Genomic DNA, 23,383 nt, shown 5'->3' with positions numbered 1-23,383 from the left:
GTGTCGACCCCCGCGAGTCCGGCCCCGGCGGGCCCGTCGGATTCTCCGGCGACCGTCGGGACCGTCCTCGGCGAACCCGAGTGGCGGGCCCGGGCGGCCGCGCACGCCGACCGGATCGACGCCCTCGTCGGCCCGTACCTCGCCGAACGACGACGCGGCCGCAAGCACGCGGTGATCGACTTCCTGTTCACCTACTATTCGGCGCGCCCGATCCAGGTCCGCCGCTGGCATCCGGGGTTCGGCATCGGCCTGGAGGACGGTGACGAATATCTCGCTCTGCAGGGCTACGCCCGTCGCGGCGGCGTCGTCGCGGTGACCGAGGAGTTCCGGGATCGTCGTGCCTCGGCGATCGGCGCGATCGTGGAGTCGACCTCGGCCACCGCGTCCCGGCCCGCCCGGTTCGGCTGCTTCGGACTGCACGAGTGGGCGATGGTCTATCGGACGCCGGAGACCCGTCACGCGATCCCGCTGCGGCTGGGCGCGGCGGGAACCGACGCGGTGGTGGAGTCGATGCCGCTGCGCTGCACCCACTACGACGCGTTCCGGTTCTTCACCCCCGACGCCGTACCGCGCAACGCGAACGTGCTGACCAGGGACGATCAGATCCGTCACGAGCAGCCCGGGTGCCTGCACGCCACGATGGACCTGTACCGGCACTGCCTCAAACTCGGTCCGCTGGTCCCCGGCGAACTGCTCGCCGACGCGTTCGAACTGGCCCTGGACGCGCGCACCCTCGACATGCGGGCCAGCCCGTACGATCTGACCGCCCTCGGCTACGACCCCGTCCCGATCGAGACGCCGCGGGGACGGGCCGAGTACCTCCGGCAGCAGACCGCGCTCGCCGAGCGCGGCACGGCGCTGCGGGCACGCGTCGCCGAGCGGTGCCGTGGGCTGCTCGAGACCGTCGTTCCGACCACTACCGACCAGTAGCCCCGATCCCGGACCTAGTACCATGACTACGTCCCGCGCGCACCGGCGTGCGCGGAGGTCGCCGGGCGACGAAGCTCGCCGCCCGCCGGAGTTCACCGGCTGAGAGAAGGGTTGCCATGACGGAACGCGTCAACGTCCACGGATTGCAGGTCGCGAAGGTCCTCTACGACTTCGTGAACGAGAAGGCGCTGCCCGGTACGGGTGTAGACGCCGACGCGTTCTGGGCGGGTGCCGCTTCGGTCATCGAGGATCTCGCTCCCCGCAACCGCGAACTGCTCGCCGTCCGCGACGACCTGCAGGCCAAGCTCGACGAGTGGCACCGCGCCAACCCGGGCACCCCCGACCAGGACGCCTACGTCGCGTTCCTGAAGGAGATCGGCTACCTGGTGGAGCCGCCCGCCGACTTCGCGATCACCACCGAGAACGTCGACGTCGAGATCGCCGACACCGCGGGCCCGCAGCTCGTGGTCCCGGTCCTCAACGCCCGTTTCGCGCTGAACGCGTCGAACGCCCGCTGGGGCTCGCTGTACGACGCGCTGTACGGCACCGACGCCATCCCGGAGACCGACGGCGCCGAGAAGGGCTCGTCGTACAACAAGGTCCGCGGCGACAAGGTGATCGCCTTCGCCAAGGCCTTCCTGGACAAGGCCGTCCCGCTGGCCGCCGGCAGCCACGCCGACGCCACCTCCTACGTCGTCGACGGCGACACCGTGGTCGTGACCGTCGACGGTGCCGCGACCGGCTTCGCCGACGCGGACGCCTTCGTCGGCTACACCGGTGAGGCCTCGGCGCCGTCGTCGATCCTGCTGCGCCACCACGGCCTGCACATCGACGTCCTGTTCGACCCGTCCTCCCCGATCGGCTCCACCGACCCGGCCGGCATCAAGGACGTCGAGCTGGAGTCCGCGATCACCACGATCATGGACTTCGAGGACTCCGTCGCCGCCGTCGACGCCGACGACAAGGTGCTCGGCTACACCAACTGGCTGGGCCTGAACAAGGGCGACCTGGCCGAAGAGGTCAGCAAGGGCGGCAAGACCTTCACCCGCGTCCTGAACCCGAACCGCACCTACACCGGTCGCGACGGGCAGCCGGTGGAGCTGCACGGCCGCTCGCTGCTGTTCGTCCGCAACGTCGGCCACCTGATGACCAACCCGGCCATCCTCGACGCCGCAGGCGACGAGGTCCCCGAGGGCATCCTGGACGCCCTGATCACCTCCGCGATCGGCATCCACGGCATGAGCAGCGAGGGTCTGCAGAACTCGCGCACCGGCTCGATCTACATCGTGAAGCCCAAGATGCACGGCCCCGACGAGGTCGCCTTCACCGCCGAGATCTTCGGTCGCGTGGAGCAGGTCCTCGGCCTGCCGACCAACACCCTCAAGGTGGGCATCATGGACGAGGAGCGCCGCACCACGGCCAACCTCAAGGCCGCCATCGCGAACGCCTCCGAGCGCGTGGTGTTCATCAACACCGGCTTCCTGGACCGCACCGGCGACGAGATCCACACCTCGATGGAGGCCGGTCCGATGGTCCGCAAGGCCGACATGAAGGCCCAGACCTGGATCAAGGCCTACGAGGACTGGAACGTCGACACCGGCCTGGCCGCGGGTCTGCAGCACAAGGCGCAGATCGGCAAGGGCATGTGGGCCATGCCCGATCTGATGGCCGACATGCTCGCCCAGAAGATCGGTCACCCGAAGGCCGGCGCCAACACCGCGTGGGTGCCGTCGCCGACCGCCGCGACCCTGCACGCCCTGCACTACCACGAGGTGGACGTCTTCGCCCGCCAGGACGAGATCGCCGACCGCGAGCCCGCGAAGCTCTCCGACATCCTCACCATCCCGCTGGCCGCCGATCCGAACTGGAGCGACGAGGAGAAGCGCGAAGAGCTGGACAACAACTGCCAGTCGATCCTCGGCTACGTGGTGCGGTGGATCGACCAGGGCGTCGGCTGCTCCAAGGTGCCCGACATCCACGACGTCGCACTGATGGAGGACCGCGCCACGCTGCGCATCTCCAGCCAGCTGCTGGCCAACTGGCTGCGCCACGGCGTGGTCGGCGAGGACGACGTGGTCGCCGCGCTGGAACGGATGGCGCCCGTCGTCGACCGGCAGAACGCCGGGGACGCGTCCTACCGCCCGATGGCCCCGGACTTCGACACCAACATCGCCTTCCAGGCGGCCAAGGCGCTGATCCTGGAGGGGGCGGTGCAGCCCAGCGGTTACACCGAACCGCTCCTGCACAAGGCGCGCCGCGAGTACAAGGCCGCGAACGCCTGATCGAGACGGTCATCGAGCCCGGACCTGGGACCAGGTCCGGGCTCGGTCCGTCAGAGGGCCCGACACCGAGAAGACCCGACACCGAGAAGAGGAGCACCCGTGGGATTACACAGTCTCAACCGCTTCAGGGAGCCGATCAGCAGACCGCTGCTCGCCGCGATCCTCGCCGTGATCCTGCTCGGCGGCGGCGCCATCGCCTGGATCGGTCTGGGCGACCGGATCGACGACGAGTCGCCCACCACCGCGGCGCCGGGCGGCTGCCTCGAAGGCGCGTCGACCGTGCCGATCATCGCCGACCCCGGTGTCGCGCCCGCCCTGCAGGAGATCGCGCAGAACTACAACGCGCAGAAGCCGGTGGTCCGCGACCACTGCGTGGAGATCGCGGTGCGTCCGGGGGACGCGCGGGCGACGCTCGACGGTCTGCGCGCCACCCGGTGGGACACCGCGGCGAACGGTCCGCACCCGGCCGCGTGGGTCCCCGAGTCGTCGATCTGGGCCGCCGCGCTCACCGCGGGCGACGCGGACGCGGTGCAGGGCACCGCGGAGTCGCTGGTCACCTCGCCGGTCCTGCTCGCCGTGCGCCCGGAGATGGCCTCCACCGCCGGGACCAGCGTGATGTGGGTCCAGGTCCCCTACCTCACCTACGCGGACTCGTTCTCCGCATACGGTCACCGTCCGCTCAAGGGCTCGATCCGGCTGGCGATGCCGCAGGGCCCGCAGTCGGCGGCCACCTCGCTGGCGGCCCAGGCGTTCGCCGCCAACACCGTCTCCCCGGACGAGGCGAGCCCGCTCACCGTGGCGGGGGTGCGACACGACGACGTCCAGGTGGGTCTGAAGCAGCTCATGCGCGATCCGCCGAGCGACGGCGACGGGAGCGCCGAGGCCGCGGTGCAGGCGATCATCGACGCGGAGTCGTTCTCCGACGCGAGCATCCGGTCGGTGCCGATCAGCGAGCAGCGCCTGTACCTGGCCACCAAGGACCACGACGAGGCCCGGATCGGGGTGATCCGGCCGCACGGTTTCACCCCGAAGCTCGACTACCCGATGATCCGGCTGACCGACGGCGTCGAGGCGTACGCCTCCGATGCGGCGGCCGAGTTCCTGACGTTCGCGCGTAAACCCGCGCAGATGAAGGTCCTCACTCAGGCCGGTTTCCGCGGCACCGGGCCGCTCCCCGAGGCCACCGCCACCATCGGTTTCCCCGAGGTGAAGGACGAGATGCCCGCGGCCGAGCCCGCCGCCGTGCTGGCCGTGAACCGGATCGTCCTGCCCGCGGCCGCCCCCCGATCCAAGTAGTCTCCACGTCGTCCGCCGCCCGGCATCGGTGGCGTGACACAGATGGCGCATGATATACAAAACACGATGATTCTCCGGGGTGCGGCGGGTCCGGCCGCCCCCGGAGAGACAGTGGAGTTCCCCGTTCGAGGGGTCGCGGAAACTCCTCGATGATTGGAACGGACCCGTGGCAGACCCCCACGTCAAGACCCCCGACGATCCGCTGCGCTCGCTGGACGTCAAGATCGCGATCAGCACGGCACTCGTCGTCATCCTGGCGGCGGCCTGCGCCCTCGTCTGGCGGCAGCTCGGCGACGAGACCGACGGCGTGCCCGCCGCCGCGGAGAGCACCCCCGCGACGAGTCCCGCCGCCACGAGCCCCGCGGGGACGAGCACCGGATCGGATTCCTGCCCGCGCGCCGAGGCGCCGGTCCGGATCGCCGCCGATCCCGGCGTGGCCCCCGCGCTGAAGACCCTCGCCGAACGGTACGGGGCACTGCCCGTCGGCGACCGCACCGACTGCTCTCGGATCCGCATCGACGCCGTCGAGGCACGCGCGATGCTCGACGACCTCACCGCACCCGACCGGGACCCCGGAGCCCACGGCGAGCACCCGGCGGCGTGGATCCCGGAGTCGTCGATCTGGTTCGCCGCACTGAGCAGGAGCCGCAGTCGCCACCGCGCCCGGCCGGTCGACGGTGAACCCGTCTCGCTGGTCCGTTCGCCGGTGGTGCTCGCCGTCCGGCCGGAACTGGCCGTCGCCGCGCACGGCGACATGAACTGGTTCCACGTCCCGAGCGTCACCTACGCCGCCGCCTTCCAGGCGTACGGGCATTCCGACGTCCTCGGATCGATCCGGCTCGCGATGCCGAACCGCCCGCGCTCGGATGCCACCGCCCTCGCCGCCCAGGCCTACGCGCACCAGGCCTACGGCAGACCCGGCGGCCTGACGCTCGACGCCGTGCGGGCCCCGAACATCGACGTCGGCCTGCGCCAGTTGGTGCACGCTCCGCCGCGCGCCGGTGACGGCGGCGCGGTCGCGGCCGTCCGCGCGATGGCCGAGGCCGCCGACTTCTCGTCGTCGAGGATCCGGTCGGTGCCGATCAGCGAGCAGCGTCTCTTCCAGATCACCTCCGGCGATCGCCGGGCACGGGTGTCGATCATCCGTCCGCGCGGGGCGACCCCGGTCCTGGACTACCCGGTGATCGACCTCGCCGGCTCGGACCCCCGGGCCGCGGCGGCGGTGAACGCCTTCCTCGCCTTCGTGAAGAAGCCGGCACAGCAGAAGGTCTTCAGCGCCGCGGGGTTCCGCAGCGCGGGCCCTCTTCCCGACGCGACCGCGACCGTCGACTTCCCCGAACTCCGCGACGTGATGCCGACCGCCGAGCCGGCCGCCGCCGTCGCGGTGAGCGAGATCGTGCTGCCCTCGGCCGCCCCGCGCCGCTCGAAAGGCTGAGCGTCCGCCCTCGTCTCCCGCCCACGCCGCAGCGGCTCCCACGGTGTCGGCCGGGGGTCTGATAAGACGAGAAGCAGACTCTCCCCGGCATCGTCGGAGGCGAGAAGAACAGGGGTCTCCGCGAGGCCCGGAGCAGAAGGAAACACGTGGGCACGCACGAGAGCGGGAGGACGGCCCGGAACAGATACGCCGTGCCGGTCCTCGCGGGGGTCCTCCTGCTCATGCTGGTGGTCGCGCTCGTCGTCGTCCTCGTCGACTCGGACGAGCCTGCGCCGCCGCCCGTCGCGGCGTCGTCGTGCGCCGAGGGCGAGCTGGTGGTGCCGATCGCCGCCGATCCGGCACTCGCCCCGGCCCTGGAGAAGGTGGCCGAGTCCTACTCCGCGCAGTCGCCGGAGATCGACGAGCACTGCGTCTCGGTGCAGATCCGGCCCGCCGATGCCCGCGGCATGCTGGAGGGTCTGACCGCCGCGTCGTGGGATCCCCGAGCCCACGGTGAACTGCCTGCCGCCTGGATCCCGGAGAGCTCGATCTGGCTCGCCGCGGTCGGCACCGTGCGGCCGACGGCGCTCGCCGGAGGCTCCGCCTCGCTCGTCCACTCCCCGGTCCGGCTCGCGGTGGAACCGGTGATCGCCCGGGTGATGGGCACTTCGCTCGGCTGGTCCGACCTCCCCCGGCTGACGCGGGCCCGGGCGCTGCAGGCGTACGACCGCGGTTGGTGGGGCTCGCTCCGGATGGCGATGCCGCGAGGTGCGCAGTCCGACGCCACCGCACTCGCCGCCCACGCCGTGGCCGCCGGCCTGACCGGTGCGCGGGGGCCGCTCACCGCCGCGCAGGTCACCGCGTCGAAGGTCGCCACCGGTCTGGCTGAGCTGGTCTCGGCCCCGCCGCGTCCCGGTGACGGCAGCGCCGAGGCCGCGGTCGCGGCCATCGCGGCCACCACCGCACCGTCGCGCGCCCCGGTGCGCGCGGTCCCGATCAGCGAACAGCGGCTCTACGCGCTCACCGTCGGTGACGCCCGGGCGAAGGTCGCCGTGCTGGCCCCGCGCGGTCCGACCCCCGTGCTGGACTACCCGGTCGCCGAACTCGGCGGACCCGGAGTGACCGCGACGATGAAGAGCACCGTGGCCCGGTTCCTCGAGTTCGCGCGCCGCCCCGAGCAGATGCGCGTCTTCACCCGGTCGGGTTTCCGCGGAGCCGGCCGGCTCCCGGCCTCCACCGCGACCGTGACGTTCGGCGACGTCGGCGCCGTCCTGCCGATGCCGCAGCCCGAGGCGACCGTCGCGATCAGCCGGACGGTCCTGCCCGCGGCCGTCGCCGGTTCCTGACGTCCGCCCGGCCCCGCGGGTCGACGGGAGACCCCACTCCCCGAGCCGCCCGCGAACCGAGCGCACCTGCGCGCCGACGGGGCGACCGCGTCGACCGCCCGCACATCCGGTGAAACCGCAGGTCGAACGGGGTTGAGGTCATCGTGGTTTCAACGATTGCCGCGATCGACACCCGCGGAGCAGACTGACGGCACAGCGTTCAGCACTCCCCCTCACCCCCAGTCTTCCGACCTCCAGGAGGTCCGTTCCGTCATGCCCGCACACACTTCCGCCACCGCCGCCGCCCGCCTCGAAGCGGCTCACGAACCCCTGCGGTTCGCCTATTGGGTGCCCAACGTCAGCGGTGGTCTCGTGGTCTCGAAGATCGAGCAGCGCACCGACTGGAGCTACGACTACAACCGCGAACTGGCGGTGCTGGCCGAGAACAACGGATTCGACTACGCACTGACCCAGGTCCGCTACATCGCGTCGTACGGCGCCGCCTACCAGCACGAGTCCACCGCCTTCTCGCTCGCGCTGCTGCTGGCCACCCAGCGCCTCAAGGTGATCGCCGCGGTGCACCCGGGACTCTGGCAGCCGGGCGTCCTGGCCAAGCTGATCGCCACCGCCGATCAGCTCTCCGGGGGCCGCGCCGCGGTCAACGTCGTGAGCGGCTGGTTCAAGGACGAGTTCACCAAGCTCGGCGAGCCGTGGCTCGAACACGACGAGCGGTACCGTCGCGCCGAGGAGTTCATCGGCTACCTCCGCGAGATCTGGACGAGCGAGCACGCCGAACTGACCGGCGACTTCTACCGACTGCACGACTTCGATCTGAAGCCCAAACCGGTCGACGTGCCCGGCCGCCCGCACCCGGAGATCTTCCAGGGCGGCAACTCCACGGCGGCCCGCGCGATGGCCGGCCGGGTCTCCGACTGGTACTTCAGCAACGGCAAGGACTTCGACGGGATCACCGAACAGGTGATCGACGTGAACACCGAGGCGGCCCTGCACGACCGGACGGTCAAGTTCGGTCTCAACGGTTTCCTCATCGCCCGGGACACCGAGCGCCAGGCCCGCGACGTCCTGCGCGAGATCGTCGACAAGGCCGACCGCGAGGCCGTCGCCGGCTTCGGTTCGGCCGTGACGCAGGCGGGCCGTTCGACGAGCGACGGCAAAGGCATGTGGCAGGACTCCGAGTTCGCCGACCTGGTCCAGTACAACGACGGTTTCCGCACCGGTCTGATCGGCACGCCCGAACAGATCGCCGAACGGATCGTCGCCTACAAGGCCCGCGGCGTGAACCTCTTCCTCCTCGGTTTCCTGCACTACCTGGAGGACGTCGCCTACTTCGGCGAGAAGATCCTGCCGCTGGTCCGCGAGCTGGAGGCCGATTTCGCCGCCAGCGGACGCCTGGAGTCCGAGCTGGCCCGCCACGGGGTCCTGGCGTGAGGCACTACGCCGCCCGGGCGGTTCCGTACTGCGGCTGAGATCTCGACTCCGCTCGATCACCGAGGGCGGCTCTCCCCCGCCGAGGACCGGAACACCCTCAAGGAATCACCGAGGAACGGCACCCCCTCGATGGCCGACCCCCCTCAGCGGCCGCCCCCTCAGCGGTCAAGCCCCCTCAGCGGTCGAGCCCCCTCGATGGTCGAGCCCTCTCAGCGGTCGAGCCTCCTCGATGGTCGAGCGGAGTCGAGACCACACCCCGCACACCTCTCCGAACCTGAACCCGAATCCGAAGGAACCTCTCCCATGACCACCACCGAACAGCGCCCCGACACCGCCGTCGACGCCGACCGCTTCACCGCCGCTCTCGCCCGCGCCGATCTGGTCGCCGCCGAACTCCGGGCGACGGCCGCCGAACGCGATCGAGCCGGCGCCGCTCCGCTCGCCGAGATCGCACTGCTCCGCGAACACGATCTCCTCCAGGTCGGCGAACCCGTCGAATTCGGCGGCGACGGACTGGACTACGCGCAGTCCCAGCAGATCACCCGGCGGATCGCCCGCGGCGACACCTCGATCGCCCACCTGCTCGGCTACCACTACGCCCAGCAGCGCATCCCGCACCTGTTCGGCACCCCCGACCAGGCCGAGGACCTCTCCCGGCGCAACGCACAGGAGAAGCTCTTCTGGGGCGGCGTGCAGAACCCGCGCGGCGGCACCGGCCTGGAGTTGACGCGTGACGGCGACGGCTTCCGGTTGACCGGTCGTCGTACCTTCGCCTCCGGGGCGAGCGTCGCCGACCGGTTGTCGGTCACCGCGAGTTTCGAGGACGACCTGGTGTTCCTCTCGCTCCCGGCGGGCAAGGAGGGCTTCACACCGCTCGGCGACTGGGACAACATCGGCCAGCGGCTCACCGACTCCGGCGGTGTGGAGTTCGTCGACACGCCCGTCTCCCGCGCCGAGATCCTGGGCGACGATCCGCTGACCGGCAAGGAGTTCTCCGCGTATCAGCAGCTGGTGACGCCGCACTGGCAGCTCGCCTTCGTGAACTTCTACATCGGCACCGCCGAGGGCGCGCTGGACGAGGCGCTGGACTGGACCCGGCTGCACGCCAGTGCGTGGGAGACCTCGGGGTTGGAGGCCGCGACCGACGACCCCTACATCCTGGAGCTGGTCGGTGAACTGCGTGCGCAGATCACCGCGGCGGCGCTCCTGGCCGACCGTGCGGGCGAGGTGCTGCAGCGGGCGCTCGACGCCGGTCCCGGGATCGACGCCGAGCAGCGGGCCGAGGCGGCGATCGCCGTCGCCGAAGCCAAGTATCTGACCACCAAGGTGTCCCTGGAGGCGACGTCCCGGCTCTTCGAGATCCAGGGTGCCCGCGCCACGACCAGCGCGTACGGCTTCGACCGGCACTGGCGCAACCTGCGCACCCACACCGTCCACGATCCGGTCGCCTACAAGGCGCGCGAGATCGGCGACTGGACGCTGAACCACCGCGCACCGCAGTTCAGCCTCTACAGCTGACGAACGACCGGAACGACCAGAACCGAGAACACCCGCGAAAGGAATCCGCCGTGCCCGAACCCCTCCACGACGCCGACGAGGCGCTGGACCGGGCCGTGAGACTCGCCCCCGCCCTCGCGGCGGGGGCGAGTGATCGCGACCGGGAACGTCGACTCCCCCGTGACGAGATCGCCGCGCTCACCGACTCCGGTCTGCTCACGATCACCGTGCCCCGCCGCTTCGGCGGACCGGGTCTCGGCGCCGAGACCCTGAGCCGAGTGGTGGCGCTCCTCGCCGCCGCCGATCCGAGCCTGGCCCAGATCCCGCAGAGCCATTTCGTGTTCCTCGAGGCCCTCGCCCGCGCGGGCTCCGACGAACTCCGGGCCGAGATCTTCGGCCGGGTCCTGGCCGGCGCCCGGATCGCCAACGCCCAGACCGAACGGTTCTCCGAGACGGTCCGCGAGGACGTCACCCGGGTCACCGCCGACCGGGGCGGTCTGGTCCTGACCGGCACCAAGTACTACTGCACCGGCGCGGTCTTCGCCGACGTCCTGGCCGTCCGCGCGGTGCACGACGACGGGCGCACCGTGATCGCCTACGTCGACGCCGACGCCCCCGGCATCACGATCGACACCGACTGGAACGGGTTCGGTCAGCGCACCACGAGCAGCGGCACCGTCGTCTTCGACCGCACTCCGGTGCGGGCCGACCGGCTGCTCGACTACTCCGCGCTGATCGATGCCTCCGGCACCTACGGCGCCCGCGCCCAGCTGATCCACGCGGCGATCGACACCGGGATCGCCCGCGGTGCGCTCGACGCCGCGGTCGGGGTCGTCGCCGCGGCGCGTCCGTGGTTCGAGGCCGAGGTGTCCCGGGCCGCCGACGACCCGCTGCTCCTGGTGCAGGCCGGCGACCTCGAACTCGCCGTCCGCGGCGCCGAATCGCTGCTGGCCACGGCCGCGCGGCGGATCGACGACGCCGACGCCGCCCCGCAGCCCGATCCCGCGGCGGTCGGCGAGGCCTCGTTGGCCACCGCCGCCGCGAAGGTCGCCGCCGGGCGCGCCGCCCGCCGGGCCGCCTCGGACCTGTTCGACGTCGGCGGGACGCGGGCGGCCGCCGAATCGTCGAACCTCTCGCGTTTCTGGCGCGACGCCCGCACGCACACCCTCCACGACCCCGAACGCTGGAAGCTCCACCACCTGGGCCGATGGGCCCTGGACCGGCGGCTGCCCACCGGCCACGGCTCCCTCTAGGAAAGACCTCCGATGTCTCTGAAACTGCACTGGTTCCTGCCCACCTACGGCGACTCCCGCTTCATCGTCGGCGGTGGTCACGGACTGCCCGCCGGGACCGCCGGCGGCGACCGCGACGCCTCCATCGGCTACCTCTCCGCCGTCTCCCGGGCCGCGGAGGACTTCGGTTTCACCGCGGCCCTCACCCCGGCCGGCGCCTGGTGCGAGGACGCCTGGCTGACCACCGCGATGGTGGCGCGCGAGACCGAGCGACTCGGCTTCCTGGTCGCGTTCCGGCCCGGTCTGGTGAGCCCGACGCTGGCCGCGCAGATGGCCGCGACGTTCAGCAGGCACGCACCGGGACGGCTCCTGCTGAACGTGGTGACCGGCGGCGAGCCCGCCGAGCAGCGCGCCTACGGCGATCAGCTGGACAAGACCGCCCGGTACGAGCGCACCGACGAGTTCCTGACGATCGTCCGGGACCTCTGGCAGGGCGACACCGTGACCTTCCGCGGCCGTCACCTCTCCGTCGACGGCGCCCACCTGGCGCGGGTCCCCGACCCGGTCCCGCCGATCTACTTCGGGGGCTCCTCCCCGGCGGCCGGCCCGGTGGCCGCCCGGCACAGCGACGTCTACCTCACCTGGGGTGAGGCGCCGGATGCCGTCGCAGCGAAGATCGCCTGGATCCGCGGCCTCGCCGCCGAGCACGGACGCAGCGTCCGTTTCGGCATCCGGCTGCACGTGATCACCCGGGACACCGCCGAGCAGGCGTGGGCCGAGGCGGGACGACTCCTCGACGCGCTCGACGACGACGTCGTGGCCGGCGTCCAGAACGGCCTGGCCCGCAGCGAGTCCACCGGCCAGGCGGCGATGCGCGCCCTGCACGAGGGGCATCGCTCCGACGGTTCGTGGCGTGATCCGCGCGCCCTGGAGGTGGTGCCGAATCTGTGGGCCGGCGTCGGCCTGGTCCGCGGCGGAGCGGGCACCGCGCTGGTGGGCAGCCACCGGGAGGTCGCCGATCTGATCGAGCGGTACGCGACGCTGGGCATCTCCGAGTTCGTGCTGTCCGGGTATCCGCACCTGGAGGAGCTGTACTGGTTCGGCGAGGGCGTGGTGCCCGAACTGGAACGTCGAGGTCTCTTCGACTCCGGGGCGGCCGGCGGCCGTCCGAAGCACCGCACCGGACAACCGTTCCTCGCCGCCCGCTGACCCTTCGCACCCCCTGATCCCCCGTCCTCTTGAACCCACGGTGCGCGCAATCGTTGCCGGTGCCGCCCCGCTGACCGAAAGTCATCGCATGACCACCACGACAGACTCCGTCGCACACGTCGCCCCCGACACCGTGCAACTGGATCGCGACGTCCTCCGTCGCGCCTTCGCCCACGTCCCCACCGGGTTGGTGACCATCGCCGCCCTCGCCGACGGTGCTCCCGTCGGCCTGCTCTCCTCGACGTTCACGTCGGTGTCGTTGGCACCGGCCCTGGTGTCGGTGAACATCGGCGTCGAGTCGACGACGCTGCCCGCCCTGCGCGAGCAGTCGCACTGGGGCATCAGCGTGCTCGCCGACGATCAGGAGCCGGTGACGACCAGTTTCCGCAGGCACTCGGCGGAGCGCTTCGACGACGTCGCCTGGACCGCCGATCCCACCGGCGCGGTGCACCTGGACGGTGCGGCGGCCACGTTCACCACCGCCCTGCGCGAGCTGATCCCGGCCGGCGACCACGTCATCGCCCTCCTCGAAGTCCACGACCACACGACCGACCCCGATGCCGCACCGCTGGTGTTCCATCACAGCCGACTGCGTTTCCTGGAAGGAGCCGTCCGATGAGCACCCGGACCCGAACCCTGCGTATCGCCCTGGTGACCGAGCACGACGGCTGGATCGAGCTCACCTCCCCCGCCGCGAGCGTCGACGACGTCGAACGGTTGCGGGTGGGCGCGCTCTCCGATGCCGCGAGGCTGTCGGCGGCGGCGTCCCGGCCGACGTTCCTCGACATCGACGTCGTCCTGGCCGACTCGGTGAATCAGGCCTTCCTGGACTTCACCGACCGGCATCCCGACTGGTATCCGGGTGCCCGCTCGGAGACGATCACCCACCCCGGCACGTCCCGGACGCTCGCCGGTCTGCTGTGGGACATCTGGGCGGTCGGCGTCGCCGACGGGGTGACCCTGCGTTCCGCCGACACCGATGCGCCGATCACCAAGGTGATCGACGAGGTGCTTCCGATCCTGGCGTCCCGGGGTCTCCCGCTGTCGTTCCACACCGTCTCGGCCGCGTAGTACCCAGCGCAGAACTCGGGGCCCGGGCACTCCTTCGAGTGCCCGGGCCCGACGCATCTCCGGCGACGACACCGAGCCCCGACAACGCCCGGACCGCCCCTTCGCCGGCCGGACGACTCCTCCGATGGCCGAGTGCTCCCTTTCCCGCTCGAGCTCCCCGTCACCGGTCGAATTCCCCTTGCGCCGGTCGAATTCCCCTTCGATGGTCGAGCGGAGTCGAGACCACGCACTCGGGGATCTCGACTCCGCTCGATCAACGAAAAAGACTCGATCAACGAAAAACTCGATCGCTGAAGAACGCTCGACAGAAGGGAACGCTCAGCAGAAGGGAACGCTCGACATATGTCTGAGGCCCGCCGACAGGCGGGCCTCAGACGATCGAGCAGGAGTCGGGAGAACTCAGGTGCCGGTCGGCACCGGTTCGGCGAATGCTCCCCGATACGCCGCCGCCGGGTGGCGGGAGCTCAGTCGGTCGTCGCCGAACAGCTTGCGTCGCAACGTTCCCGGCGCGTACTCGGTCTGCACCAGACCGCGTTCCTGCAGCACCGGGACCACCTTCTCGGCGAACTCCTCGAAGGAGCCGGGGATCACCCAGTTGATCACGTTGACCCCGTCGATGCCGGCGGCCCGCCACCACTCGATCTCGTCGGCGATCCGGTCCGGCGTGCCGACCACCACGGTGTCCTTCAACCGCTGCAGCTGGAGGTCGCCGACGGTCGGCTCCCGGTCGGTGACGTGCCGACGCAGATGTTCCAGGAAACCGCGCGCGGTGTTGGTCTCGATCGCCGAGATCGGCGTGTCCTCCGGGTACACGCGTCCGTCCGGATCGACGATCGCCATGTGGGCGGCGTAACCGTCGCTGCTCGCATAGCGCCGGTACTCGGCGAACTTCGCCGTCGCCTCCTCCTCGGTGTCGCCGACGACGAAGCTCAGTCCCTGGTGGAAGGTGATGTCGTCGGCGTCGCGGCCGGCCGCCACTGCCAGCGCCCGCGTCTCCTCGATCTGCTGCCGGGCCACGTCGGGGGTCGGCGCGACCAGGAAGACCGCTTCGGCGTTCCGGGCCGCGAACCGTCGGCCAGGGCCCGACGACCCCGCCTGGAACAGCAGCGGAGTGCGCTGCGGGGACGGCGACGGCAGGAACGGACCCTCGACGGCGTACCGCTCACCGACGTGGTGGATCTTGTGGATCTTGGCCGGGTCGGCGTGCAGGCTCCCCTCCTTGTCCTGCACCAGGGCTCCCTCGTCCCACGACCCCTCCCACAGCTTGTAGACGACGTCGACGTACTCGTCGGCCCACCGGTACCGTTCGTCGTGCTCGGCCAGAGCCCGGTATCCGAAGTTCCGGTAGCCGTTGTCCTGGGTTCCGGTCACGATGTTCCAGGCGACCCGCCCCTTCGACAGGTGGTCGAGGGTCGCCAGTTGTCGGGCGAAGTTCGTCGGATGCTGTTGGAAGACGTTCGAGGTGATCGCCAGCCCGAGGTGTTCGGTGTGGGTGGCGAGCGCAGACACCAGCACCGTCGGATCGTTGCTCGGGATCTGCAGCCCCTCCCGCACGTACACCGAGTAGTCGGCGTCGGAGTCCCCGTACAGCCCGGAGACGTCGGCGAAGAAGATCGAGTCGAACTTCGCCCTCTCCAGGGTCTCGGCCAGGTCGATCCACAACCGGACGTCGTTGAAGTCCTGTTGCCGGGCGTCGGGTCGCCGCCACTGCCCGTGGTGGATGTGGCTGGTCGTGTTCATCACGAACGCGTTCAGAAAGAGCCGGTCGGCCATCACGTCGCTCCGTTCGCCGCAGCGTCGGCGAGGGCCGACTCCCGGACCGCGTTCCAGGAGTCGCTCGCCCATTCGCTCGGCGATCGACCGTTGAGGAGGTGGTCGCCCACCAGCGTCTGCCGGTAGATCGCCGGATTGTGCTGGCCCAGGGTACGGGCGTTGCGCCAGTGGCGGTCGAGTCGGAATCGATCGGTCACCGCCGAGGAGCCGCCGACCTCGAACAGCTCGGTGACCAGACCCAGCACCGTCTCGATCACCGCGGTCTGCGCCGCGAAGACGGCCACGTCCGCGGCATCGAACTGCGCCTCTGTCGCGGTGCCGACGACGACGGCGTCGGCGACCTCCCCGACCGCCTCGGCGGCGGCCAGGGTGGTCGCGGTCGCCGCGAACGAGGCCCCAGCGATCCGGCCGACCACCTGTTGGATCTGCGGATCGGCGGCGGGAGTCGGATACGAGGGGTTGATGAGGTTCCGTCTCCGCTGCTTGACGAAGGCCACGGTGTCGTCGACGGCGGCCTGCCCGATCCCGGCCAGCGTGGCCAGGTGGTTCAGCTGCAGGACCGCCAGCAGATACGTGCCCTTGAACTGCCCGTTGGGATACGGTTCGACATCCTCCGCCGGTACGCGGACGTTCTCGAAGATCGTGGTGCCGCTGCCGGTCAGTCGCTGGCCGAAACCGTCCCAGTCGTCGATCCGTTCGACTCCGGGCGCGTCGGCCCGGACCAGGACGTTCGCGGTGTGCTCGGCGTCGAAGTAGGCGCTGGTGTGGATCCAGTCGGCGAACAGGCTGCCCGTGGAATAGAACTTCTTGCCGTTCAAGAGGTACTCGTCGCCGTCGGCGACGACGGTGGTCGCGTTCTGCCAGAACGACTGGTTGCCGTTCTCGGACTGCGCGTTGCCGACGATCGCACCGGACCCGATCCGCCGCAGCCAGCGCCCGGCAGATTCCCGATCCGGATGGCTCGACTGCGTCTCGACGAACGCGACGTGTCCGCGCAGCAGCTGCGGCAGATTCGAGTCGGCCTTTCCGAGGGCGATCAACTGCCGGACGAACTGCGGCAGACTCGCGCCCAGACCTCCGTACTCCTCCGGCACACGGATCCGGGTGAAACCGGATTCGCGCAGCAGTTCCACGGCTTCGGCGGGCAGGATGCGGTCGGTCTCTCGTTCGACCGCGCCGGCGGCGATCCGGTCGAAGACCGGGGCGAATCGTTCGGTCAATCGTGCATCGGTCGTCATCGGGCGACCTCCAATCTCGGTAGAGCGGTCAGCAGATCCCGCGTGTACGGGTGTCGGGGGCTGTCGAACACGTCATCGGCGGTTCCCGCCTCGACGACCTCGCCGTCCTTCATCACGAGAACCCGATCGCTCATGTGATGGATGACGCCGAGGTCATGGGAGATGAACAGGTAGCTCACTCCCAGCTCGTCCTGCAGGTCGGTCAGCAGGTCGAGTACCTGGGCCTGGATCGAGACGTCCAGGGCGGACACCGGCTCGTCGCAGACGAGGATGCCGGGTTCGGGAGCCAGGGCGCGCGCGATGGCGACACGTTGACGCTGGCCGCCGGACAGACGCAACGGTGCCGCGTCGTAGTGGTTCGCACTGAGACCGACCTGTTCGAGGAGTTCGACGGTGCGGGTGCGGGCCGCGTCGGCGTCGGCCGGTGGTCGGGGTCCGGTGGTCAGCGCGTCGGAGACGATCCGGCCCACCGTCCAGCGCGGGTCGAAGGAGCTCAGCGGATCCTGGTAGACGACACCGATCTCGCGCCGGTACGGACGACGCTTCCCGACCGAGAGAGACGACCATGCCCGCCCGTGCAGCAGCACGTCGCCTGCAGTGGCCTCCTCCAGGGCCAGAGCGATGCGGGCGGTCGTGGTCTTGCCCGACCCCGACTCCCCCACGATGCCGAGCGTCTCACCGGCGAACAGTCGGAAGGAGACGTCGTTCACGACGGTCCGGTCCACCCGGTCCGGCCCGCAGAAGACCTTCTTCAGGCCGCGGGCCTCGAGCACCACGCGGTCGTGGTCGACCACCCGTGCCCGTCGGCCTACCACCGTGTCGGTTCCCGATCTGCGGACCAACCGGGTACCGCGCGTATGCGTGGACGGCACCGCGTCGAGCAGTGCCCTGGTGTATTCGTGCTGCGGCGCGGTGAGCACTCGGGCGGCGGACCCCTGTTCGACGATCTCACCGTGACGCATCACGGCGATGTCGTCGGCCAGCCGGGCCACCACCGACAGATCGTGACTGATCAGGATGATCGCCTGACCGGTGCTCTTGGCCTCACTGAGCAGATCGAGGATCTGTGCCTGCACGGTCACATCGAGGGCGGTGGTCGGTTCGTCGGTGATCAGCAGCGGCGGGTCCAGTGCGATCGCCGAGGCGATCAGAGCGCGCTGACGCAGACCGCCGGACAGTTCGTAAGGACGTTGACGTGCCTTGACCTCCGGCTCCGGGACACCGACCGACCCCAGCAGTTCCACCGCTTTGGCCCGACGTTCGGTACGTCCACCCCAGCCGTGTGCCTTCAACGGTTCGGCCACCTCGTCCCCCGTCCTGCGCAGTTGATCGAGGGAGACCAGTGCATCCTGCAGGACGAAACCGATGTCGCGTCCGCGGATCTTCCGCCAGGAGCGCTCGTTCCGTCCGCCCAGGTCGACGGCGCCGGAGTCCTCCGTCCGCAGTTCGAGAGTGTCGGCGGTGACCGTCGCCCCGTCGCCGGTCAGACCGACCAGAGTGCGCGCGGTGACCGACTTTCCCGAACCGGACTCCCCGACGATCGCCAGGCAGCGTCCGGGCGCGACCTGGAAAGAGATCCCTTTGACGACCTCGGTGTCGCCGAAGGTCACCCGCAGGTTCTCGACGGTGAGGACCGAGGTCGCGGTGTCTCCCTTCGCTGTTCCTCCGTGAGCGGGAGAGATGAGGGCGGTAGCGGTCATCGTGCCGCTCCTTCCAGTCGTTGTTGTGCGGCCCTGCCGAGGGTGGTGACCGAGATGGCGAACAGGACGATCACCAGCCCCGGGAGGACCTCCAGCCACCAGTTGGTGATGATGTGGTTGCGGCCGGCGTCGAGGAGGGCTCCCCATTCCGCACTCGGCGGCTTCACACCGAGTCCGAGGAAGGCCAACGACGAAGCCCAGACGATGGACTGGCCCACGCCGAGGGTGGCCACGGCGACCAGCGGTCGCATGGCGTTCGGGAAGAGGTGCCGCCGGATGACGCTCACCCGGGAATGACCGAGCGCGGTCGCGGACTCGATGTATCCCGAGTTCCGGACGCTGAGCACCTGGCCGCGGACCATTCGCGCATAGCCGGGCATCGAGCTGATGCCGACGGCGATGATCGAGGTGGTCACGGACGGACCGGAGACGGCGACCACCAGCAGAGCGGCCAGCAGGGCCGGAAAAGCGAAGAACACTTCGAGCACGCGAGTGATGACCGTGTCGACCACCCCGCCCGCCAGCGCGGCGAGGAATCCGAAGACGATCGCCGAGCCCATCGCGATGGCTGTGGCCCCCAACCCGATTCCCAGCGAGAGCCGGGTGCCGTGGACGACTCGGGAGAAGACGTCACGGCCGGCCTCGTCAGTGCCGAACAGATGGGTCGGCGACGGCGCGGCGAGTGGATCGCTCAGGTCGATCCCGGTCTCCGAATAGGGTGCGAGGACCCCCGGGGCGACCGCTGCGATCAGCACGAGACCCACGAACAGTCCGGACAGAAGCAGTCCGGGGCGCAGATTCGACAGATGGCCGGTCACACCGACCCTGCCGAGAACAGGAGCGAGAGCGGTCATGATTCACCCAGCCTGGGGTCGATGATGGAGTAGACGACGTCGACGAGGATGTTCGCGACGATGTAGATCGCGGCGATCAGCACGACCACGCCGGACACCGTCGGAATGTCACGGGTGTTGACGGCGGTCACCAGGATCTGTCCGACACCGGGGCGGCCGAAGACGTTCTCCACGATGACCGCACCCGAGATCAGGGCGCCCAGTGCCCAACCGGACAGGCTGACCGCGGGCACCACGGCGTGACGCAGGCCGTGTCCGAGACGGACCGCGGTCTCGCTGAGCCCGCGGGTCCGGGCGGTGGTGATGAACGGCTGGTCCAACACCTTCTCGAACTCGTCGCGGATCACCTGCCCGAGGAAGCCGCTCAGCGGGATCGCCAGAGTCAGGATCGGCAGGACCGAACCCCATGCACCGTCACCGCCGATCACCGGGAAGATCGGGATCTTCACGGCGAAGATCACCAGCAGGATCACACCGACCCAGTACTGCGGCAGGCTCGCGGTGAACGCTTCGAACGCCGTACCGAGACCGTCGCGGAGGCGTCCTCGTCTCACCGTCGAGAGGCTGACCACGACCGCGATGATCCAGGCGACCACCAGAGCCGAGACCGTCAGCACCAGACTCGGCGCCAGCTGGTTTCCGATGATCTCGGTGACCGGTTTGAACTGCGAGTACGAGGTGCCCAGATCACCGTGCAGAAGTCCGGTCACATAGGTGAGCCATTGGGCGACGAGCGGGGTGTCGAAACCGAACGCCTTGTCGACCTCGGCCAACTGCTCGGGCGTGTACGTCTGCTGTGTGCCCGCCCTGATGTTCAAGATCGCGGTCGCGCGGTCCCCCGGTATCGCGATCTGGGCCAGCCAGGCGACCGTCGCCGCAGCCGCCAGCACCCCCAGCCCAGACACGATCTGTGCTGCCGTCCGTCGCATGTTCTGGGCGGTGAACCACCCGGGTGGGGCGACCGGCTCCGCCGTGACCGGCGTCGTCGTAGTCATGTCTTCTCCTCGGATTCCTCTCGGTTCACTCGGCCAGATAGGCGTCGGAGAACACCGGGTCGCCCTGGCTCTTCTCCACCCAGAAGTCCTTGAGCCTGTCGGACACGGCGATCAAGGTGTTCTGCGTGTACAGCCCGATGCCTGCGGCGTCGTCGTTGATCTGACGCTGGGCCTGCTCGTACCGTGCGAAACCGGCAGCGGTGTCCGGATCGGTGTTCGCCGCATCGATCAGCCGGGTGAGTCGCGCATCGTCGTAGTGCGAGCGGTTGTTGCCGTTCGGGTCGTCCGGGGTGCTCGCCCGCCACACGATCCAGAGAATCGCCGGACTCGGGCTGGTCCAGTACGACGGAATGGCGTCGTAGGTCGCCGGGTCGTCGTATTTGCCGCCCCACAGTTCGGCCATGGTGGACGGGATCAGGTCGATGTCGAAGCCTGCGCCCTTCCACTGTTCCTGCAACGCCTGCAACACGGTCGCCCCCTCCGAGGTGAAGATGAAGCCGGCGCCGTAGACGAGTCTGATCGCCAGGCGCTCACCGCCTTTGGTGTAGATGCCGTCCGCGCCCTTGGCCCATCCCGCCTGTCGCAGCAGTGCGGAGGACTTCGCCGGGTCGTGCGGATACGGGTCGTCGGCGACGTACCCGGGAGTCGACTGCGAGACGGCCGGGTTCGGCTCGTACGGGATCACTCCGTGGAATCCCGCCTCGACCGCCGCCCTGCGGTCCGCCGCATGCGCGAACGCCTGTCGTACCAGCTTGTCGCTGAACGGCCCCTGCTCGGTGTTGATGTAGAAGGACACCGGCTTACCCGGAGTGATGTATCGGATGGTGTTGTCGAACCTGCTCTGCGCGTCCTTCCACTGCACCGTCGGAACCTCGTACACCGCATCGGTCTGGCCGGTGGTCAGCGAGGCGTATCGCGCCGTGGCGTCCGGAACGAAGTTCCAGTTGACCTGTTCGACGAGGGCCGGGCCCTTGTTCTTGGCGGTGGCCGGCCACGAGTTGTAATCCGGGTTCCGCTTGAAGACGACCTTCTGGCCCTTCTGCCACTCGTCGACGGTGAAGGCACCCGAACCGATCGGCTTTTCGCAGTTCTCTTCCTTACTGCGGGTCTTGAGAGCGGTCTGCGACTGGATACCGAAGTAGCCCTGGGTGATCAGACGCAGAAACTCCGGATACGGATCGGTCAAGTGGATGGCGACGGTCGTGTCGTCGACGGCTTCGGACCGGTCGTAGTACGGGGCCAACGAGACCTTGGCCGTCGAGTTGATGTCCGTGTCCCGGAACTGATCGAAGTTGTAGGCGACGGCCTCGGCGTTCACCGGGGTGCCGTCGGTGAATTCGACGCCCTTCTTCAGCTTGAAGGTGTAGGTTCTGCCGTCCGGAGAGACCTCCCACGACTCGGCGAGCCACGGTTGAATCGTCTGGTCGTCGGCCAGCGTCACCAGGCGGTCGAGAACCTGCCGTGAGATGTAGGCCTGCTGGATCCACCCGCCGAAGATGCATGGCGGCTCCTGGACATGCGCGTACTCGATGATGCGTGGATCGCCGTCCCTGCCGGAGCTCTCGCACGCGGTCAACGAGAGCGCGGCGGCGAGGGCACCCGTGGTGAGCGCCAGGGTGGATCTGGAGAATCTGGTCATTGTCTTTGCTTTCGAACGGTCGTCGACTTCGTCGATGACGCGGATCGGGTCAGGAGGTGGATGCCGGGGCGGCATTTGCGAGGACGGGATCAGAGATCCCCTCTCGATTCGGAAGGTTCTCTCCACCGCGATACCGGGTGGCGAAATGGTTCTCCGGCAGTCGGTCGCCACGACCGAAGATCCGGCCGCGGAGGGATTCGGTGCGGTCCCGGCTTTCGCGGAGCCTTCCGCGACGGCGAAGGACGGGTACGACGAGTTCGATGAAGTCACGAGCCGTGTCCGGAGAGTGGTACTGGATCAGGTTGATTCCATCCAGGTCCAGTTCGTCGAGCCACGATTCGATGGCATCGGCCACTTGTTCCGAGTCGCCGACGACGAACAGCGGAGTGCGGTCCAGCTCACCGAATCCGGCGAGGAACTCACCGACCGTGATTCCCGATGGAACGTCGAACCGCGACTCGTACCGGCCGAGGTCGAGTTCCTCGACCAGTCGGTCCGGATCATGAGCAGTGGGATCCCACGGCAACGCGAAGTGCGCGAGGTAGCCCTCCGGATCAGAGAACTGCTGGAACCGCGCGAGTTTGGCCTTCGCCTCGGCCTCTGTCGGCGCCACGATCACCCCGGCGGTCGTGATGACCTTCAGATCTTCCCGATCGCGACCGGCATCGACCGCCGAATCCTTCAGTCTCCCCACCAGTTCGGCCAGACGTTCCTTCGTGCCGCCGCCGGTGAAAACGACTTCGGCGTGCTTACCCGCGAACTCGATCCCGGCCGAAGACTGCGTGGCCGTGAACAGCACCGGGGTACGTTGTCGACTCGGACTCGGCAGATGCGGACCTTCCACTCGGAAGTGCTTTCCGACATGGTCGATCGGTCGGATCTTCGCTGGATCGGCGTATACGTTGTTCGCCTTGTCAGCGATGATCGCGTCATCGTCCCAGCTGCCTTCCCACAGCTTGTAGAGCACGTCCAGATACTCGTCGGCGACCTCGAATCGGGTGTCGTGATCGATCTCGCCGGACAGGCTGTGATTGCGGGCGGCGTTGGGCAGGTAGGAGGTGACGATGTTCCAGCCGACCCGTCCTCTGGTGAGGTGGTCGAGTGTCGACAACCGGCGTGCCCAGGAGAACGGTGGCTCATAGGTGGTGGAGAAGGTGATGCCGAAGCCGAGACGTTCGGTGACGGCTGCCATCGCCGGCACCACCGACGCCGGATCGTTGTTCGGGATCTGCAGACCCTGCCTGATCGCGGTCTCCGCCGATCCGCGGAAGGTGTCGTAGGTACCCAGGACGTCGGCGAGGAAGACCGCGTCGAAACCGCCCTCCTCGAGAAGCCGGGCCAGGTCGGTCCAGTATTCGATGTCGTTGACCCGCTCGCGCTGATTGTCCGGCAGTCGCCACAGTCCGTGAGTGATATGACTGATGCAGTTCATTTCGAACAGATTCAGAATGAGCCGCTTCTTCATCCCGAACGCGATCT

At 69.3% G+C, this 23,383-nt stretch carries 18 protein-coding genes; 11 read left to right on the top strand and 7 right to left on the bottom strand.

The genetic code is table 11. The features are described 5' to 3' along the window. The 11 genes from QM809_RS12935 to QM809_RS12885 all read left to right on the top strand — a co-directional run bounded on the left by QM809_RS12935 (window position 1) and on the right by QM809_RS12885 (window position 13,705). Entirely contained in the window at window positions 1-930 is a 930-nt protein-coding gene (locus QM809_RS12935; RefSeq protein ID WP_415046168.1) for a 3-methyladenine DNA glycosylase, read from the top strand. A gap of 116 nt (window positions 931-1,046) precedes the next feature. Next, window positions 1,047-3,212 (top strand): malate synthase G, encoded by a 2,166-nt coding sequence (locus tag QM809_RS12930; protein WP_415046167.1) that lies wholly within the window; start codon window positions 1,047-1,049, stop codon window positions 3,210-3,212. Window positions 3,213-3,311: 99 nt separating this feature from the next. Next, window positions 3,312-4,508 (top strand): substrate-binding domain-containing protein, encoded by a 1,197-nt coding sequence (locus QM809_RS12925; RefSeq protein ID WP_415046166.1) that lies wholly within the window; start codon window positions 3,312-3,314, stop codon window positions 4,506-4,508. Window positions 4,509-4,674: 166 nt separating this feature from the next. Beyond that, entirely contained in the window at window positions 4,675-5,943 is a 1,269-nt protein-coding gene (locus QM809_RS12920) for a substrate-binding domain-containing protein (protein WP_415046165.1), read from the top strand. 146 nt (window positions 5,944-6,089) lie between these two features. After that, window positions 6,090-7,268, top strand: coding sequence for a hypothetical protein (locus QM809_RS12915; RefSeq protein ID WP_415046164.1), 1,179 nt, complete (start codon window positions 6,090-6,092; stop codon window positions 7,266-7,268). A gap of 252 nt (window positions 7,269-7,520) precedes the next feature. After that, window positions 7,521-8,696 carry a dimethylsulfone monooxygenase SfnG gene (sfnG, locus tag QM809_RS12910; protein ID WP_415046163.1) on the top strand — a complete coding sequence of 392 codons (1,176 nt, stop codon included), beginning with the start codon at window positions 7,521-7,523 and terminating at the stop codon, window positions 8,694-8,696. A 303-nt stretch (window positions 8,697-8,999) separates the two neighbouring features. Then, window positions 9,000-10,214 (top strand): acyl-CoA dehydrogenase family protein, encoded by a 1,215-nt coding sequence (locus QM809_RS12905; protein WP_415046162.1) that lies wholly within the window; start codon window positions 9,000-9,002, stop codon window positions 10,212-10,214. Window positions 10,215-10,264: 50 nt separating this feature from the next. Further along, the gene (locus QM809_RS12900) at window positions 10,265-11,446 is read left to right on the top strand and encodes an SfnB family sulfur acquisition oxidoreductase (protein WP_415046161.1); all 1,182 of its coding nucleotides are present in this window, start codon (window positions 10,265-10,267) and stop codon (window positions 11,444-11,446) included. Window positions 11,447-11,458: 12 nt separating this feature from the next. After that, the gene (locus QM809_RS12895; protein WP_415046160.1) at window positions 11,459-12,634 is read left to right on the top strand and encodes an LLM class flavin-dependent oxidoreductase; all 1,176 of its coding nucleotides are present in this window, start codon (window positions 11,459-11,461) and stop codon (window positions 12,632-12,634) included. 88 nt (window positions 12,635-12,722) lie between these two features. After that, window positions 12,723-13,253, top strand: coding sequence for a flavin reductase family protein (locus QM809_RS12890; RefSeq protein WP_415046159.1), 531 nt, complete (start codon window positions 12,723-12,725; stop codon window positions 13,251-13,253). Then, window positions 13,250-13,705 carry a hypothetical protein gene (locus tag QM809_RS12885; RefSeq protein WP_415046158.1) on the top strand — a complete coding sequence of 152 codons (456 nt, stop codon included), beginning with the start codon at window positions 13,250-13,252 and terminating at the stop codon, window positions 13,703-13,705. The genes QM809_RS12890 and QM809_RS12885 overlap by 4 nt, the downstream gene beginning before the upstream one ends. A gap of 399 nt (window positions 13,706-14,104) precedes the next feature. Here the strand turns inward: QM809_RS12885 and QM809_RS12880 are convergent, their stop codons facing one another. From QM809_RS12880 to QM809_RS12850, 7 genes are read right to left on the bottom strand one after another with little or no spacing between them, the layout of a single operon-like run. After that, window positions 14,105-15,478, bottom strand: a complete 1,374-nt coding sequence (locus tag QM809_RS12880; RefSeq protein ID WP_415046157.1) for an LLM class flavin-dependent oxidoreductase — start codon at window positions 15,476-15,478, stop codon at window positions 14,105-14,107. Further along, window positions 15,478-16,716 (bottom strand): acyl-CoA dehydrogenase family protein, encoded by a 1,239-nt coding sequence (locus QM809_RS12875; protein WP_415046156.1) that lies wholly within the window; start codon window positions 16,714-16,716, stop codon window positions 15,478-15,480. Before QM809_RS12875 ends, QM809_RS12880 begins: the two co-directional genes overlap by 1 nt. Then, window positions 16,713-18,416 (bottom strand): dipeptide ABC transporter ATP-binding protein, encoded by a 1,704-nt coding sequence (locus tag QM809_RS12870; protein ID WP_415046155.1) that lies wholly within the window; start codon window positions 18,414-18,416, stop codon window positions 16,713-16,715. Before QM809_RS12870 ends, QM809_RS12875 begins: the two co-directional genes overlap by 4 nt. Next, complete coding sequence (locus QM809_RS12865) at window positions 18,413-19,270, bottom strand: ABC transporter permease (protein ID WP_415046154.1); 858 nt, start codon at window positions 19,268-19,270, stop codon at window positions 18,413-18,415. The genes QM809_RS12870 and QM809_RS12865 overlap by 4 nt, the downstream gene beginning before the upstream one ends. Next, complete coding sequence (locus tag QM809_RS12860; RefSeq protein WP_415046153.1) at window positions 19,267-20,265, bottom strand: ABC transporter permease; 999 nt, start codon at window positions 20,263-20,265, stop codon at window positions 19,267-19,269. The genes QM809_RS12865 and QM809_RS12860 overlap by 4 nt, the downstream gene beginning before the upstream one ends. A 25-nt stretch (window positions 20,266-20,290) precedes the next feature. Then, window positions 20,291-21,904, bottom strand: coding sequence for an ABC transporter substrate-binding protein (locus tag QM809_RS12855; RefSeq protein ID WP_415046152.1), 1,614 nt, complete (start codon window positions 21,902-21,904; stop codon window positions 20,291-20,293). 49 nt (window positions 21,905-21,953) lie between these two features. Next, window positions 21,954-23,369, bottom strand: a complete 1,416-nt coding sequence (locus tag QM809_RS12850) for an NtaA/DmoA family FMN-dependent monooxygenase (protein ID WP_415047083.1) — start codon at window positions 23,367-23,369, stop codon at window positions 21,954-21,956. Window positions 23,370-23,383 lie beyond the last annotated feature (14 nt).

It is taken from the genome of Gordonia sp. (in: high G+C Gram-positive bacteria) (assembly GCF_047600385.1).
In the GTDB taxonomy this organism is placed as follows: Bacteria; Actinomycetota; Actinomycetes; order Mycobacteriales; family Mycobacteriaceae; genus Gordonia.
Note: the sequence above shows the minus strand (reverse complement) of the source record. Positions and strands in the feature narration are given on the sequence as shown.

Bases quoted from the DNA above. Each gene is read 5' to 3' on its own strand.
- QM809_RS12855 (WP_415046152.1), bottom strand. From the start codon at position 21,904: ATGACCAGATTCTCCAGATCCACCCTGGCGCTCACCACGGGTGCCCTC.
- QM809_RS12895 (WP_415046160.1), top strand. From the start codon at position 11,459: ATGTCTCTGAAACTGCACTGGTTCCTGCCCACCTACGGCGACTCCCGC.
- QM809_RS12875 (WP_415046156.1), bottom strand. From the start codon at position 16,716: ATGACGACCGATGCACGATTGACCGAACGATTCGCCCCGGTCTTCGAC.
- QM809_RS12870 (WP_415046155.1), bottom strand. From the start codon at position 18,416: ATGACCGCTACCGCCCTCATCTCTCCCGCTCACGGAGGAACAGCGAAG.
- QM809_RS12890 (WP_415046159.1), top strand. From the start codon at position 12,723: ATGACCACCACGACAGACTCCGTCGCACACGTCGCCCCCGACACCGTG.
- QM809_RS12860 (WP_415046153.1), bottom strand. From the start codon at position 20,265: ATGACTACGACGACGCCGGTCACGGCGGAGCCGGTCGCCCCACCCGGG.
- QM809_RS12930 (WP_415046167.1), top strand. From the start codon at position 1,047: ATGACGGAACGCGTCAACGTCCACGGATTGCAGGTCGCGAAGGTCCTC.
- QM809_RS12880 (WP_415046157.1), bottom strand. From the start codon at position 15,478: ATGGCCGACCGGCTCTTTCTGAACGCGTTCGTGATGAACACGACCAGC.
- sfnG (WP_415046163.1), top strand. From the start codon at position 7,521: ATGCCCGCACACACTTCCGCCACCGCCGCCGCCCGCCTCGAAGCGGCT.
- QM809_RS12850 (WP_415047083.1), bottom strand. From the start codon at position 23,369: ATGAAGAAGCGGCTCATTCTGAATCTGTTCGAAATGAACTGCATCAGT.
- QM809_RS12865 (WP_415046154.1), bottom strand. From the start codon at position 19,270: ATGACCGCTCTCGCTCCTGTTCTCGGCAGGGTCGGTGTGACCGGCCAT.
- QM809_RS12885 (WP_415046158.1), top strand. From the start codon at position 13,250: ATGAGCACCCGGACCCGAACCCTGCGTATCGCCCTGGTGACCGAGCAC.
- QM809_RS12905 (WP_415046162.1), top strand. From the start codon at position 9,000: ATGACCACCACCGAACAGCGCCCCGACACCGCCGTCGACGCCGACCGC.